Source organism: Xanthomonas hortorum pv. pelargonii (assembly GCF_024499015.1).
Classification (GTDB): domain Bacteria; phylum Pseudomonadota; class Gammaproteobacteria; order Xanthomonadales; family Xanthomonadaceae; genus Xanthomonas; species Xanthomonas hortorum_B.
Genome location: NZ_CP098604.1, coordinates 2,692,224 through 2,708,059, shown reverse-complemented (window position 1 = coordinate 2,708,059; position 15,836 = coordinate 2,692,224). Strand labels below are relative to the sequence as shown.

Annotated in this window: 12 protein-coding genes; 6 read left to right on the top strand and 6 right to left on the bottom strand. The window is 64.6% G+C overall.

The genetic code is table 11. The features are described 5' to 3' along the window. Positions 1-45: 45 nt before the first annotated feature. From NDY25_RS11825 to NDY25_RS11815, 3 genes are all read left to right on the top strand, one after another. Positions 46-3,792 carry an indolepyruvate ferredoxin oxidoreductase family protein gene (locus NDY25_RS11825; RefSeq protein ID WP_256627465.1) on the top strand — a complete coding sequence of 1,249 codons (3,747 nt, stop codon included), beginning with the start codon at positions 46-48 and terminating at the stop codon, positions 3,790-3,792. Positions 3,793-3,917: 125 nt separating this feature from the next. After that, positions 3,918-4,535, top strand: a complete 618-nt coding sequence (locus tag NDY25_RS11820) for a helix-turn-helix transcriptional regulator (protein ID WP_256627464.1) — start codon at positions 3,918-3,920, stop codon at positions 4,533-4,535. Then, positions 4,532-5,809, top strand: coding sequence for a type II toxin-antitoxin system HipA family toxin (locus NDY25_RS11815; RefSeq protein WP_168959605.1), 1,278 nt, complete (start codon positions 4,532-4,534; stop codon positions 5,807-5,809). The genes NDY25_RS11820 and NDY25_RS11815 overlap by 4 nt, the downstream gene beginning before the upstream one ends. 57 nt (positions 5,810-5,866) lie before the next feature. On the opposite strand, the gene egtD is transcribed toward NDY25_RS11815, so the two are convergent. Further along, positions 5,867-6,853, bottom strand: coding sequence for an L-histidine N(alpha)-methyltransferase (egtD, locus tag NDY25_RS11810; RefSeq protein ID WP_168959606.1), 987 nt, complete (start codon positions 6,851-6,853; stop codon positions 5,867-5,869). Next, positions 6,850-8,139 (bottom strand): ergothioneine biosynthesis protein EgtB, encoded by a 1,290-nt coding sequence (gene egtB, locus NDY25_RS11805; RefSeq protein ID WP_168959607.1) that lies wholly within the window; start codon positions 8,137-8,139, stop codon positions 6,850-6,852. The genes egtD and egtB overlap by 4 nt, the downstream gene beginning before the upstream one ends. Positions 8,140-8,204: 65 nt before the next feature. On the opposite strand from egtB, the gene NDY25_RS11800 reads away from it, so the two are divergent. Next, positions 8,205-9,386 (top strand): aminotransferase class V-fold PLP-dependent enzyme, encoded by a 1,182-nt coding sequence (locus NDY25_RS11800; RefSeq protein WP_168959608.1) that lies wholly within the window; start codon positions 8,205-8,207, stop codon positions 9,384-9,386. Positions 9,387-9,507: 121 nt separating this feature from the next. Here the strand turns inward: NDY25_RS11800 and NDY25_RS11795 are convergent, their stop codons facing one another. The 4 genes from NDY25_RS11795 to NDY25_RS11780 form a co-directional block, all read right to left on the bottom strand. Continuing rightward, positions 9,508-10,980: an ABC transporter permease/substrate-binding protein gene (locus NDY25_RS11795; protein WP_168959609.1), complete on the bottom strand. Its 1,473-nt coding sequence runs from the start codon at positions 10,978-10,980 to the stop codon at positions 9,508-9,510. Next, positions 10,977-11,714: an ATP-binding cassette domain-containing protein gene (locus NDY25_RS11790; protein WP_115037034.1), complete on the bottom strand. Its 738-nt coding sequence runs from the start codon at positions 11,712-11,714 to the stop codon at positions 10,977-10,979. Before NDY25_RS11790 ends, NDY25_RS11795 begins: the two co-directional genes overlap by 4 nt. A gap of 60 nt (positions 11,715-11,774) precedes the next feature. Next, entirely contained in the window at positions 11,775-12,098 is a 324-nt protein-coding gene (locus tag NDY25_RS11785; RefSeq protein WP_168959641.1) for an EF-hand domain-containing protein, read from the bottom strand. A 61-nt stretch (positions 12,099-12,159) separates the two neighbouring features. Then, positions 12,160-13,365: a DesA family fatty acid desaturase gene (locus NDY25_RS11780; RefSeq protein ID WP_168959610.1), complete on the bottom strand. Its 1,206-nt coding sequence runs from the start codon at positions 13,363-13,365 to the stop codon at positions 12,160-12,162. A 151-nt stretch (positions 13,366-13,516) separates the two neighbouring features. On the opposite strand from NDY25_RS11780, the gene NDY25_RS11775 reads away from it, so the two are divergent. Continuing rightward, a complete protein-coding gene (locus NDY25_RS11775) occupies positions 13,517-14,350 on the top strand; it encodes an ABC transporter ATP-binding protein (RefSeq protein ID WP_168959611.1) in 834 nt (277 codons plus the stop codon). A 213-nt stretch (positions 14,351-14,563) separates the two neighbouring features. Further along, positions 14,564-15,601, top strand: coding sequence for a patatin-like phospholipase family protein (locus NDY25_RS11770; RefSeq protein WP_168959612.1), 1,038 nt, complete (start codon positions 14,564-14,566; stop codon positions 15,599-15,601). The last annotated feature ends 235 nt before the right edge of the window (positions 15,602-15,836 follow it).

Here is a 15,836-nt window from a genome sequence, read left to right as displayed (position 1 = left end):
TGTCCCAGGCATGTGAATAGCGGCTGTTACAATTGTTAGGCCGTTTTGGAGCCCTGGGTTCCAGCCACCCTTTCCGGGCAAGCCACGACCAGTACTGCTGCACTCTCTTCCCCCGACTCTGCCAACACGCCGGAGCTCGGCCAGGTGGATGCGGATTACACGCTGGAGCACAAGTACACGCGCGCCGATGGCCGCATCTACTTGTCAGGCGTGCAGGCGCTGGTGCGGCTGCCGTTGATGCAACGCCTGCGCGATGACGCCGCCGGCCTTGCGACTGCCGGCTTCATCAGCGGCTACCGCGGCAGCCCGCTGGGCGGTTTCGATCTGGAGCTGTGGCGCGCGCGCAAGCATCTGGATGCGGCCAGGGTGACCTTCACCCCCGGCCTCAACGAAGACCTGGCCGCCACCATGGTCTGGGGCACCCAGCAGACCAATCTGTTCCCCGGTGCCAAGGTGCAGGGCGTGTACGGCATGTGGTACGGCAAGGGCCCGGGTGTGGACCGCAGCGGCGACGTGTTCAAGCACGGCAATGCCGCCGGAACTTCGCCATATGGCGGCGTGCTGGCGCTGGCCGCCGACGACCATGCCTGCCGCAGCTCGACCCTGCCGCACGGTTCGGAAGAAGAATTCGTCAGCGCGATGATGCCGATCCTCAACCCGGCCGGGGTGCAGGACATCCTGGACATGGGCCTGCTCGGTTGGGCGATGAGCCGCTATACCGGGCGCTGGATCGGCTTCAAGACCATTGCCGAGACGGTGGAGTCTTCCGCGTCGGTGGATGTGGATCCGTTCGCACGCACGATCGTGCTGCCAGAGGACTTTGCGTTGCCGCCAGGCGGCTTGAGCATCCGCTGGCCGGACCCGCCGGTGGATCAGGAAATGCGTCTGCACCGCTACGCGATCGCCGCCGCGCAGGCATTTGCGCGCGCCAACGGCATCGACCGCATCGTGCTGGATTCGCCGCACGCACGCTTGGGTATCGTGACCACCGGCAAGAGCTATCTGGACGTGCTGCAGGCGCTGGAATACCTGGGCCTGGATGCGCAGGCCTGCGCGCAGATCGGCATCCGCGTCTACAAGGTCGGCATGACCTGGCCGCTGGAGCCGGTGGGCATCAGCGCGTTTGCGCAGGGGCTCGAAGACATCTTGGTGGTGGAGGAGAAGAAAGCCTTCATCGAGCGCCAGATGAAAGAACTGTTCTACAACTGGCCGGCCAGCGCCGGTGCGCGGCCGAGCATCGTCGGCAAATACGACGAGCACGGCGCGTGGATTTTGCCCTCCACCGGCGAGCTGACGCCGGCCACGATTGCGGCGGTGATCGGCAAGCGTATCCAGCGATTTGCGCTTCCATCCAGCGCGATGACCGACTCGATCGAACAGCGGCTGCGCTGGATGGACAGCAAGGAAGCCGAAATGGCCTTGCCACGCGCGTTGTTCCCACGCGTGCCGCATTACTGCTCCGGCTGCCCGCACAACACCTCCACGGCGGTGCCGGAAGGCTCACGTGCGTTGGGCGGCATCGGTTGCCATTACATGGTGACCTGGATGAACCGCTCCACCGACACCTTCACCCACATGGGCGGCGAAGGCGTGACCTGGTCGGGGCAGGCACCGTTTACCGAAACGCCGCACGTGTTCCAGAACCTGGGCGACGGCACCTATTTCCACAGCGGCTCATTGGCGATCCGCCAGTCGGTCGCCACCGGCGTCAACATCACCTACAAGATCCTCTACAACGATGCGGTGGCGATGACCGGCGGTCAGCCGGTGGACGGCACGCTCACCGTGCCCGACATCGCCCATCAACTGCGCGCCGAAGGCATCCACGCCATTGCGGTGGTCAGCGACGACATCGGCAAATGGACGCGGCGCCGCGATCTGTTTCCCGCCGATGTCGCCTTTTATGACCGTGGCGAACTGGATGCGGTGCAGCAGCAGTTGCGCACGGTCAAGGGTGTGTCGATCCTGATCTTCGATCAGACCTGCGCCACCGAAAAGCGCCGCCGGCGCAAGCGCGGAAAGTTGGTCGACCCACCCAAGCGCGTCATGATCAATTCGCTGGTCTGCGAAGGTTGCGGCGATTGCGGCGAAAAGAGCTTCTGCGTGTCGGTGCTGCCCAAGGAAACCGAATTCGGACGCAAGCGGCAGATCGACCAATCCAATTGCAACAAGGATTATTCCTGCGTTTCGGGCTTTTGCCCGAGCTTTGTCACCGTGCATGGCGGCAAGCCGCGCAAGGGCAAACAACGCGATGCCACCGCGCTGTTCGACACGCTGCCCGCGCCGCCACAACGCACCACGCTGGAACAGCCCTGGAACATTCTGATCACCGGCGTCGGCGGCACCGGCGTGGTGACCATCGGTGCGTTGCTTGGCATGGCCGGGCACCTGGAAGGTAAAGGCGCCACCGTGCTGGATCAGACCGGCCTGGCGCAGAAGGGCGGCGCGGTGACCACGCATATCCGCATCGCACGCCGACCGGCCGATATCCACGCCGTGCGCATCGCTGCCGGCGAAGCGGATCTGGTGCTGGGCTGCGACATGGTGGTGGTCAACGATTACTGGGCCCTGTCCAAGGTGCGCGATGGCCGCACACAGGTGGTGCTCAACACCTATGAGGCAATGCCGGGCAACTTCACCACCCAGCCGGACCTGCAATTCCCCGCCGCCGAGATCATCGCCGGCGTGCGTACCGCATTGGGCGGCCAGGAGCCGTTACTGCTGGATGCCACGCAACTGGCCACCGCGCTGCTGGGCGATGCGATCGCCAGCAACCTGTTCGTGCTCGGCTATGCCTGGCAACACGGGCTGGTGCCGTTGTCGCATGCGGCGCTGATGCGCGCGATCGAGCTCAATGGTGCGGCGGTGGCGATGAATCAGCAGGCGTTTGCGTGGGGGCGATTGGCGGCGGTCGATCTGCCGGCAGTGCGGCGCGCTGCGGGTTTGCCGAGCGTGGGCGACTCGGCCATCGCGCATGGCGATGCGCCACAAGCGCGTGCGCCCGGCAATTGGGAAGACCACGATCTCAGCGGTCAGAGCGCGCCACGTGCGTTGGCGCAAAGCACGGGCAACACGCTGCATGGTGATGTCGATGCGCCGACGCATCCGCTCGACGATGAGCAGCTGGCGCAGTCGCTGGATGAAGCCATCGCGCGCCGCGTCGGCTTTCTGACCGACTATCAGGATGCCGCCTACGCGCAGCGCTATCGCGCTCTGGTCGAACGCGTACGCACGCACGAGGCGCAACGTGCGCCCGGCAGCAGCGCATTGAGCGAAGCGGTCGCGCGTTATGCCTTCAAGCTGATGGCCTACAAGGACGAATACGAAGTGGCGCGGCTGTACACGCGCGGCGACTTCCAGCGCCGGCTGCAGCAACAATTCGAAGGCGACTACACGCTGCGCTTCCACCTGGCGCCGCCGTTGCTGGCAAAGAAGGACGCGCACGGCAACCTGATCAAGCGCGAATACGGGCCGTGGATGTTCAACGCCTTCAAGCTGCTGGCGCGGTTGAAGTTCCTGCGTGGCGGCACGTTCGATGTGTTCGGCTACAGCGCCGAGCGACGTGGCGAACGCCAACTGATCGCCGATTACGTTGCAACGGTGGAGACGCTGCTGGAGCGCCTGGATGCCGACAACGTCGGCCTGGCCGCACAGATCGCCAGCATCCCCGAGCACATCCGCGGCTATGGTCATATCAAGCACGCGCATCTACACGAGGCCAAGGCACGCGAAGCCGCACTGCTGGTGCAGTGGCGCAATCCCAAGGCGCTGCATGTGGTGCAGGCGGCTTGATGTCGCCGAACGGTTACATCGCGTATATGTAACCGAACGAACTCATTCGCCATCACAGCGCGGTCCAGGGGCTTAAGGTGTTGCAAATCCCAAGCCGAATGTAAGCGAACGGCGACATTGAATCCATGTCGCCGATCGCTTACATTCAGACCATGGACACTGTGCGTACCCCTGCCGACATCGGCAATGTTATCCGCGCCACTCGCAAGAGCCGGGGCTGGGATCAGGCACGCCTGGCCAATGAAATCGGCGCGAGTCGGCGGTGGATCGTCGATATCGAGAAAGGCAAGCCACGCGCCGAGCTGCAACTGATCCTGCGCGCGCTGCAGGTGCTGGGCCTTGAGCTGCTGCTTGCCCCGGGTGGCGCCGATGCTCGACATCGTCTTCCACCCGATCACGCAGCCATGCCATCGATCAACCTGGATGACATCGTCGAACGCAATCGCACCCAGCGTCCGCTCAGTTCGCTTTACGCGTTGAAGAACGTGGGCAAGCCGAGTGCATTCCATGTCCTGGAACCTTCGCAAAGCGCCGGCCTGGTAACTCGTTCTGCCGCGCACGCCGCGCAGCTGGAAGTGCATCAAGCGCGCGATGCCGTGTCGCGCAAATCGCAGCAGCCGCCTGCAGATGCAGCAGAGACTGATGCGGCGAATTCACAAAACGCTCGTGCACCAGACATCGGTAGCAAGACCACACCTGCCACACCAAAAGCGCGATCAATCAGCAAGAAGAAGACCAAGTGAAGCTGATTGCACTGATGGGCAGCCAAGTGGTCGGCCAGTTGGATGCCGACGCTACTGGCCGTGCGCGATTTGCTTACGACCCTGCCTGGCGAGCGTCGGCGAATGCGATACCGCTTTCGTTGAACCTTCCGCTCAGCCGGGAGCATCACCCAACCGATGCGGTCAACGCGGTGGTCTGGGGCTTGCTACCCGACAATGAAACCACCTTGCAGCGCTGGGCATCCAGATTTCAGGTCTCGCCGCGCAACCCGTTGGCGCTGTTGTCGCATGTTGGCGAGGACTGTGCCGGTGCGGTGCAATTCGTCACTCCAGCCCGGCTTGAGGACGTCATGTCCGGCGCCAACGACAGCATCGAGCCTCTCACCGAGAGCGCGTTGGAAATGCGCCTGCGCAGGCTGCGCCAGGATGTCGGTGCAGCACGCCAGATCGACGACGTCGGTCAATTCAGCCTGGCCGGCGCGCAGGCCAAGATCGCCTTGCTGCACGACGGAAAGCAGTGGGCCATCCCGGCCGGACGCATTCCAACCACGCATATCCTCAAACCACCCAGCGGCGAATACGACGGCTTCGTCGAGAACGAACTGTTTTGCCTGCGCCTTGCGCGCAAGATCGGCCTGTCGACTGCAGCGGGCCAGGCGCTGAGGTTTGGCGATGAGACGGCCATCTGTGTCGAGCGCTATGACCGCATCGCAACCCAGGGCACGCTGCTACGCATCCATCAGGAAGACTTCTGCCAGGCATTGGGAGTGATGCCGCAGATCAAGTATCAAAACCAGGGTGGCCCGGGACCAACCGAGATCGCGCAGCTGCTGTGGATGCACTCCTCGCAAGCGCGGCAAGACGTCGAAAGCCTGTTTCAGGCCTTGGTCTTCAATTACCTGATCGGCGGCACCGATGCGCATGCGAAGAACTATTCGTTGTTGCTTGGCCAGGCGGGACAAGTGCGACTGGCGCCGCTGTACGACATCTCCAGCGCCCTGCCTTATCCGCATCTGCAACAGCGCAAGATCAAGCTGGCGATGAAGATCGGCAGCCACTATCGCTGGTGGGATGTCCGTTCAAGCGATTGGCAACAGCTTGCGCTGCAGATGCGCCTGGAGGCATCGGCTTGCCTCGCTTGGATGCGCCTGGCTGCCAATCAGCTGCCGGACCAAGCGCAGGATCTTGCTATCCAACTTCGAAACGAAGGCGTCGAGCATCCAATTCTGGACACGCTGGTGGACGCAATCCACGCCGCATGTCAGCGTGCGCTCAAACTGCTGCAATCAGTTTGAGGCACCGACACGACCACCACGTCGCCAAGCACCGATAACATTCTAAAAAGCAGCCGGTTACAGCGGGCGCAACAAGCGCAGCCCAAACCAGTCCTTGGCATCGTTCCAGCCGTGCGTGACTTTTAATCCGGCGGCAGCGGCAAGTTCGGCGAAACGGGCGTCGGTGTATTTGTAGCTGTATTCGACCTGCATCGCTTCGCCTTCGGCAAAATTGAAGTCCTTGCCGCCTACGTGCACGTGCTGGGCGCGTTGACTGATCAGAAACGTCTCGATGCGGCCGCGTTCGCGTGCATACACCGCATGGTGACGGAAGCCCTCCAGATCGAAATCGCTGCCAATCTCGCGGTTGAGCCGCGCCAGCAGATTCAAGGTGAATTCGGCAGTGACACCAGCTGCATCGTTATAGGCGGCCTCGATCAGCGCGGCATCCTTGTCGAGATCGATCCCGATCAACGCGCAGCCATCGCTGCCCATGGTCTGGCGCATCGCATCCATCAACTCGATGGCAGCGGCGTCGGTGAAATTGCCCAGCGTGGAACCGGGGAAGAACACCAGATGCCGACGCGCCGGACGTTGCGCATCGGGCAACAGCAATGGCTTGGTGAAGTCGGTGCACACCGGCAGCATCTGGATCTGCGGAAATTGCTGGGCCAGCCGCGCGGTGCTGTCGAGCAAGGCGCTGCGCGAGATTTCCAACGGGGTATAGGCCACCACATCGCGCAGGCACTGCAGCAGCAACTCGGTCTTGCGGCCACTGCCGCTGCCGTATTCGACCACATGCACCTCAGGGCCGATCGCTTGCGCGATCGCCGGCATGCTGGCTTCCAGCAGACGCAATTCGGTGCTGGTGAGGTAATACTCCGGCTGCTGGGTGATGGCTTCGAACAACTGCGAACCGCGCGCGTCGTAAAAATACTTGGACGGCAGCGTCTTGGGCGTCTGCGCCAAACCCGCCAGCGCATCGGCGGTGATGTCGTCCGGTTGCGGTTGCAGATCGGTCAGCGCGGCGTGGGCGCGTTGGGTGGCGTGGGCGGCGGCGTTCAAGGCAGATCCTTGGCAAGGCGCACGCCGGCAAACTGCCAACGCGCATCGGATGGGAAAAAGTTGCGATAACTGGCGCGGATATGGCTGGCCGGTGTGGCACAACTGCCACCGCGCAGCACCCATTGCGCATTCATGAATTTGCCGTTGTATTCGCCCAGCGATCCGGGCCACGGCGCGAAACCCGGATACGGCAGATATGCACTGCCGGTCCACTCCCAGACATCGCCGAACAACTGCTGCAGGCCGGTATCCACCGCTTCGGCGCCGCGTGGATGCAGCGCGTCGGTATCGACGAAGTTGCCTTGCACCGGCACACCGGTCGCGGCTTGCTCCCACTCGGTTTCGGTGGGCAGACGCGCGCCGGCCCAACGTGCGAAGGCATCGGCTTCGAAGAGACTCAGATGACATACCGGTGCATGTGCATCGCGCGCGCGCCAGCCATCAAGCGTGAACTCGCGTCCATCTGCATCCCAGTACAACGGACGCTGCCAGCCCTGCGCCTGCACCATCGCCCAGCCATCGCTGAGCCAGGCGCCGGCGCTGCGGTAACCACCAGCGTCGATGAATTCCTGGAATTCAGCATTGGTGACCACGCGATTGGCCAGCGCATGCGCGCCGACCAGAACACGGTGACGCGGCGATTCGTTGTCGTAGGCAAACGCTTCGGATTGCGGCCACGCGGCTGCACCGATCTCCACGATCTGCTCGTCGCGCGCATGCCAGCGCAGCGTGCTGGCAATGGCGGCGGGCGGTGCGGGCGCATCGCGATAGGCCGGCTGCAACGGATTGCTCCACAGCGCATGCTTGATGTCGGTGAGCAGCAACTCCTGATGCTGCTGCTCATGCTGGATCCCGAGTTGCACGATGGTGCAGGCCTGGGCGTCTAATTGCCCATCGCGCAAGCGCTGCTGCATCTGTGCATCGACCGCAGCGCGGTAGTCGCGCACCTGTTGCAACGAGGGCCGCGACAACACACCGCGACGCGCGCGCGCATGCATCGGGCCGACGCTTTGGTAGTAGCTGTTGAACAAGAAATCCCAGGCCGGATCGAACAGGCGGTACGCAGGATCTGTCTGCAACACGAAGCGTTCGAAGAACCAGGTGGTATGCGCCAGATGCCATTTGCTGGGGCTGGCGTCGGGCATGCTCTGCACCATCGCGTCTTCGGCGCTCAGCGGTGCGGCGAGGCGATCGCTCAACGCGCGGGTCTGCGCGAAGCGTTCCAGCAGGGTCAGCTGCTGTTGCTGGTGGTCGACCAGCACGGGGGAGATTGCAGACATGAGCATATGCTTGAGGAGCGGCCGTGAACGCGCCGTGTCGGCAGCGTGGCAGCCAGCGGTAAGCTGTAGTCATGTCCACGTCTTCCCTGTCCAGCCTGCTCCCCGCCCCCATCGACTGGGCACATCGGCACCAGGCATTCGCGTTGCCTATTCAAGTTACTTATCTGGATGCCGCCTCGCGCGGACCGCTGTTGCGCGCCGTGCAAACGGTGGCGCATCAGGCCATCGACGCGATGGCCACACCCTGGCAGCTGCCGTTCTATGCGTGGCTGCACGACATCGAACATTTGCGCACGCTTGCCGCTGGCTTGTTCGACCACGACACCGATGGCGTGGCGATGCTGCCCTCGGCAGCGCATGGGCTGGCCACTGCCGCACGCAACCTGCCGCTGCAACGCGGCGAGGCGGTGTTGCTGCTGGAGGGGCAATTCCCGTCCAACTTGCTGATCTGGCAACGGCGCTGCGTAGAAGTCGGTGCGCATATCGTGGCGGTGCCGACGGCCAGCGGCGACGCACTCACCGATGCGGTATTGCAAGCGATTGCCGACACCCCTGCATTACGCATCGTGACGCTGCCGCATGCGTACTGGCTGGATGGGCAGCAACTGGACCTGGACCGGATCAGTGCAGCGGTGCACGCGCGCGGCGCGGCGCTGGTGCTGGATCTGAGCCAGAGCCTGGGCGTGCTGCCGACCGATCTACCGCGCTGGCAACCGGATTTTGTGGTCAGTGTCGGCCACAAATGGCTGCTCGGGCCGATGGGACTGGCTTGGCTGTGGGTGGCACCGCACTGGCGTGCGCACGGCGTGCCGATCGAAGAACACTGGATCGGCCGCGATGCGGGCAGCAGTTGGGACTTTCCGGTTGCCAAAGCGCCGCCGTACCGCAGCGGTGCACGACGGTTCGATGCCGGCGGCGTTGCCGATCCCTTGCGGATCGCGATGGCGACGGTGGCATTGCAGCAAATTGCTGCATGGCAACCGGCACGCATTGGGCAGGCGCTTGGTGCGCTCACTGCGCAGTGGGATGCGGCCTTGCACGTACGTGGTCTGGGCGGCTGGTGCACGCCTGGGCATGCACCGCATCTCACGGCCTTGCAGCCGCCAGCAGATCAGCTGGATGCAGTGGCGGCAACGTTCGGCAAACTTGGTGCGATCTGCACACGGCGGCACGGGCGTTTGCGTATCGCACCACACATGAGCGTCACCGAGAATGCGCTTTCACGCTTGATTGCGGCGCTGCCAGACGGATGAGGCGGTAAGCCAGCGCTTGTAGGAGCGGCCTTGGCCGCGACGGGGCGTTACCGGGGTAAAGCCCTGTCGCGGCCAAGGCCGCTCCTACGTGTTCATAGCGAACATAGGGTTGCACTGCCGCTCAACCGCGCTGGCTGAGCCGCAACCCACGCGGCGTGACCCAGCGCTCCAGGCCTTCGAACGCCGCCTGCACCAGCAGTGCAAGCACCGCTGCGGGAATCGCGCCTTCCAGAATCAAGCCGATGTCGTCCAGGCGAATACCGGTGAGGATCGGCTGGCCGTAACCGCCAGCACCGATCAATGCGCCCAGCGTGGCGGTGCCGACGTTGATCACCGCTGCGGTCTGGATACCGGCCACGATCGTGCGACGCGCCAGCGGCAACTCCACGCGCCACAAGCGCGTCCACGCCGGCAGCCCGATGGCCTGAGCGGTCTGGCGCAGCTCGCGCGGGATCGAGGTCAGCCCGGCGTGGGTGTTGCGCACGATCGGCAGCAGGCTGTAGAGAAACAACGCGGCAATCGCCGGTTTGGCGCCGATGCCGAACAGCGGAATCATGAAGACGAACACCGCCAGCGATGGCAGCGTCTGCAACACGCCGGTCAACGACAGCACCACCTGACCGAGCCGTGGCCGCCGCGCCGCAAGCACGCCCAGCGGCAACGCAATCACCAACGCAAAGCCCAACGAGATGCCGACCAGGGCCAGATGTTCGCGCGTGTGCCGCAGCAGGCGCGTGATACGCGAATCGGCTTCGGATGCAGGCGTGACGCCCAGCCATTGCGCGGCCACCGCCGCCTCGGACTGACGCTCCAGCTTCACCTGCGCGTTGAGCCGCTGCATGGTCGCCTCGTCGATGCGGCCTTGCAGCCCCTGCAATGTCTTCAACATCGCCGGTGCGCGTTGCGCCAGGTCCTTGCGATACAGAAACACGGCCTGGTACTCGGGGAAATACCGGCGGTCGTCGCGCAGCACCTGCAACTGGTAATACGGAATTTCCGCATCGGTGCTGTACAGATCGGTGACTTCGATCGCCCCGCTCTGCAGCGCGCGATAGGCCAGATCGTGATCCAGCCCGGTCGCAGTCTGCGGCAGCGCATACGCCGCGCGCACGCCCGGCCAGCCATCCGCGCGTTGCATGAATTCGTTGCTCAGGCCGATGGTGAGCGTTGGATGCCGGGCCAGATCCGACATCGTCGCGATGCCGAGCGCCTGCGCGCGTTCGGCACGCATGCCGAAGGCATAGGTGTTCTGGAAGCCGAGCGAGTCGGTCATCGCCAGTCCGCGCGCGTCCAGTGCGGCGCGCAGTTCGGCCTGGCTGGCCTTGGGCAACTGCAGCAGTTCCTGCGCCAGCGTGCCGGTGTATTCGGCATAGGCATCGATCTGCCCGGTCTCCAGCGCGCGCCACAGGATGCGCGTGCCACCGAGCTGGGCGCGGTGCTGCACGTCCACACCATCGCGCTGGCCGGCCGCAGTGGCAATCTCGCCCAGGATCACTGCCTCGGTGAAGTTCTTCGAGCCGATCGTCACCTGCGCGGCATGCGCGCCGGCACTGCAGATCAGCACACACAGTGCGAGCAGCACGCGCGCGATCATGCGGCCTCGCCGATGCTGCGTTGCGCGGTGAGAAAGCGCTGCACGAACGGATCGGCCGGATGTTCGAGCAAACTGCGTGCACTGCCCTGCTGCACCACGCGGCCGGCGCGCATCAGCACCAGGGTGTCGGCCAGATACGCCGCTTCGGCCACGTCATGCGTCACCAGCACCACGGTCTTGCCGAGCTGGGCGAACAGTTCGCGCATCTGCGCCTGCAGGTCGTAGCGCACGATGGGGTCGAGCGCGCCGAGCGGTTCGTCCAGCAGCAAGGCCGGTGGATCCAGCATCAAGGCGCGGATCAAGCCCACGCGCTGGCGCTGTCCGCCGGACAGCTCGGCCGGGTAGCGCTTCAATAATTCAGGCGGCAACTGGCACAGCGCGCACAAGATCTCCAGGCGCTCATCGATGCGTTGCCGCGTCCAGCCCAGCGTCTGCGCCAGCAACACCACATTGCTGCGCGCATCCAGATGCGGAAACAGCCCGCCTTCCTGGATCACATAACCGATGCGTTGCCGCTGCGCCTGCAGGCTGGCGCGTTGCAGCGGCGTGCCGTCGAAGGCCACCGTGCCGCTATCGGGCCATTCCAGCCCCACCAGCATGCGCAACACGGTGGACTTGCCGGCACCGCTGGGGCCGATCAAGGCGGTGGTGATCCCGCTGGCGAATGTCAGCGTGACTGCATCGAGGGCAATGGCCTGGCCGTAGCGGCGGCTGACCTGGTCGAGAGTGAACATGTGCGCGAGCTTGCCGGGCTTGGCGTCAGGCGAGCGCGAAGGCAAGCGTGCCGGCGCACATCACCGCGGCGGCGCCAGCAACTCGCGCGCGCTCAGAGAGCCATCGCCGTTCGCATCCTGCCGCGCGAAACGCTCGATCAGCGTGGCGCGATGGGCCGCGCGGGTGATCGGCTTGCCGCGACGACCCGGCAGTTCATCGCCCTGCAGCACGCCGTCGTGATCCAGGTCGCGCTGATCGAAGGCGTAGCTCATCCAGGCCAGATATTCATCACGGCTGACACGTCCGTCGCCGTCGGTATCCATGCGCTGCAGATATTGCTGGCTGTCCTGCACTTGGGCCTGCGCGACAACCGCCGGAATGCATGCCCCACACGCCATCAGCATGCTGCGCACGATCAAGCCATGCGATCCACGCGCGCGCGCATCGGCACGCGTGCCACTAAGCTTAAGACCCACTCAGCGCGTAACCCTTGAGCCTTGCCGCATACGCCTGCAAGGCGGCATTGCCGCTGGCTTCGGCCTCATGACACCACTGCTGCAAGTGCTTGAGCCGTTCGGAGGCATCATGGCTGCGCGCTTCCAGCACGGCGGTCAAGCGCGCGCGGTACTCGACCAGCGTGCGCATGCGCGGGCGCTCGGCCACCCAGCGCTGCAACTGTTCCCGCGCGTCCGGCTTGAGCCAGCGCCCGTCGTCGACCAAGCCCTTGCGCAAGCGCCGCGGCAGCAACTGACGCAACTTGGCGCCGGTGGCGGCAGCTTCTTCGCGCAGTGCCGGCTTGAGCACGTTGCGTTGGTAGTCGGTCATGGCCTGGAAGCGATGCGACAGCAAGGCCTTGAGTGTGTCGGCATCGGGCACGGCGATGTTGGGGCGGATATCCAGCGACGGCGCCACGCGCAGCACCTTGGCCAGGCCCAAGGCCTGCAAACCGCGAATGGCGACCCAGCCGATATCCAGCTCCCAGCGCCGCATCGAAAACCGCGCCGAGCTCGGGAACGCGTGATGGTTGTTGTGCAGTTCTTCGCCACCGATCCACAGCGCCCACGGCGTGAGGTTGGTGGAAGTGTCGGCGGATTCGAAATTGCGATAGCCCCACCAGTGGCCCAGGCCGTTGACCACGCCGGCGGCCCAGAACGGAATCCACGCCATCTGGATCGCCCACAACGCAATGCCCGGCAGGCCGAACAGCACCGAGTTGATGACCAGCAACGCGATCGGGCCGGCGTTGGCATGCGGGGTATACAGGTGACGCTCGATCCAGTCGGTGGGTGCGCCTTTGCCGTACTGCTCGATATCGGCACGCTGCGCGCGCGCTTCGCGGTACAGCTCCACGCCGCGCCAGAACACCTGGCCGATGCCCTTGGTCTGCGGGCTGTGCGGGTCTTCTTCTGTCTCCACCTTGGCGTGATGCTTGCGATGGATCGCCACCCATTCACGGGTGATCATTGAGGTGGTGAGCCAGGTCCAGAAACGGAAGAAGTGCGCAACGAGCGGATGAAAATCCACACCCCGGTGCGCCTGGCTGCGATGCAGGTACAAGGTCACCGCAAAGATGGTGAGCTGGGTGAACACCAGCAGCACCGCCAGCATGCTCCACACGCCCAACCCGGCCACGCCGGAGGTCAGGAAGTCGATGATCGGATCGGACAACATCGGCAGTTCCACAGCGGCGCCATCTCTTTGGTCGATGCAGACATGATGGGGGCGATGGCGGCAAACTTCACCCTTCGGATGCGTAGGGTGCACCCTGCATTCCTAAAGCGGTTCACACGTCTCCTTTCCTCAAACTCTTGATGTCATCCGTATGACTGTTGCTGCCGATTCTGCTGTCGAAAATGCCGTCCCGTTGATCGAACTCGACCAGGCCAGCGTGATGCGTGGGCAGGTGCGCGTGCTGCACGCCTTGAGCCTGCGCATTGCACTGGGGCAACACACCGCCATCCTGGGACCCAATGGCTGCGGCAAATCCTCCTTCATCAAACTGATCACGCGCGAGCTGTATCCACTGGTGCGTGCCGACGGCCAACCGGCGGTGAAAGTGCTGGGCCAGACCCGCTGGCAGGTGGATCGCTTGCGCTCGCAGCTGGGCATCGTCACCAGCGATCTGAGCGTCAACCTGGCCGACATGCCGGGGCTGGATGTGGAGAGCGCGGTGCTGTCCGGGTTCTTCGCCAGCTACGTGGTGCCGCCGCATCGCGACGTCAGCGACGACATGCGCGCGCGGGCACGTGAGGCGCTTGCACTAGCGCGCGCACTGCCGCTGCTGGATCGGCAATTTGCCGAGTTGTCGGCCGGCGAAACCCGCCGCGTGCTGATCGCGCGTGCGCTGGTGAACCGGCCGCAGGCGCTGCTGCTGGACGAGCCGTCCACCGGTCTGGATCTGGTCGCGCGGCAGCATCTGCTCGACACCATGCGTCACCTCGCCCAGCAAGGCATCACACTGGTACTGGTGACCCACCACATCGAAGAGATCGTGCCGGAGATCGCGCGGGTGATCCTGCTACGCGCCGGCAGCGTGGTGGCCGATGGCACGCGCGATGCGCTGCTCACCGACGCCAGCCTGTCGGCAGCGTTCGACGGCCCGGTGCGGGTGCAGCGCGATGGCGAGCGTTATTGGGCGACGGTTGGGGAAGGCTGAGTTGCTTGCGCGGGCCGGGCCGGCGCGCGGCGCGCGGCGCGGGGGTTGGGGTGAGGGTACGGGGGCGAAGCCACACTTGGAATCAGATGACACCAGGCTTCGCCCGTACCCTCATCCGCCCCTGGAGGCACCTTCTCCCGTGGGGAGAAGGAACAGCGGTTGATCGCGCGACGCGTGTATTCTCCCTCGCCATCCATCCAACATCCCGTCGCCATGACCGCGCTCCGCCGCCCACGCTTTCTTGCCCTGATGTCGTTGCTCGGTCTGCTTTCGGCCTGCGGCGGTGAACCGCGTCCTGCCATGCCGGCACCTGTCGTGCAGGCGCCCTCTGCCAGCACTGCAAAGCCGGTGAAGATCGGCGTTGCGCTGGGTGGCGGTGCGGCCAAGGGATTTGCGCATATCGGTGTGATCAAGATGCTCGAAGCCAACGGCTTTGCGCCGGTGGTGGTGTCAGGCACCAGCGCCGGCAGCGTGGTCGGCGCGTTGTATGCCAGCGGCATGGACGCATTCCAGATGCAGGAAAAAGCCGTTGCGCTCGACCAGACCAGCATCCGCGATGTGCGGATCTTCTCCGGCGGCCTGGTGCAGGGCCAGAAGCTGCAGGACTACGTCAACGAGCAGCTCGCCGGTAAACCGATCGACAAGTTGCGCAAGCCCTTCGCCGCGGTCGCCACGCGCCTGGAAGACGGCGAGCGCACGGTATTCGTGCGCGGCAATGCCGGCCAGGCGGTGCGTGCGTCCAGCAGCATTCCCGGCGTGTTCGAGCCGGTGACCATCGGCCAGTACCACTATGTGGACGGCGGCGTGGTCAGCCCGGTGCCGGTGGATGCCGCGCGTCAGCTCGGCGCCGAATTCGTGGTGGCGGTGGATATTTCCAGCAAGGCCAGCGGCAAGAATCCTGGCGATCTGCTCGGCACGGTCAACCAATCGATCTCGATCATGGGCCAGCGCTTGGGCGAGGCCGAACTCAAGCGTGCCGATGTGGTGATCCGCCCCAAGGTCAGCGACATCGGTTCGGCCGATTTCAACCAGCGTGGCGCGGCCATCCTGGAAGGCGAGCGCGCCGCGATGGCGGCGATGCCGCAAATCCGCGCCAAGATCGCGCAGTTGCAGGCGCAGCGCAGCAGCGCCACCCGCACGGCCGCCGATCAGGCTGACGCCGCCAAGGCAGAAGCGTATCGGCGCTGTCTGGAAGAGCGCTCGCGTTGGGAGAAATTGCGTGGCAAGGACGAGGCCTGCGTGGCGCCGTGATGCGGCTGCAGTGCGAGGCCATACGGAGTTGATGATGCGGGTGCCGCACCTGTTTCGAGACGCGCGCTTTTAAAGCCGATGCTAGGCGACGGCGTTGTTGATGCATTGTGTTGATGCACTGAGCATGTACCGGAACGGGGTCGCGGCCAAGGCCGCTCCTACAACTGCGCAGTGGTTTGGAGAATGCGCTGAAGGCGTGCCAGAGGGGGTCGCAGCTGGGGTCGTTCCTACGACA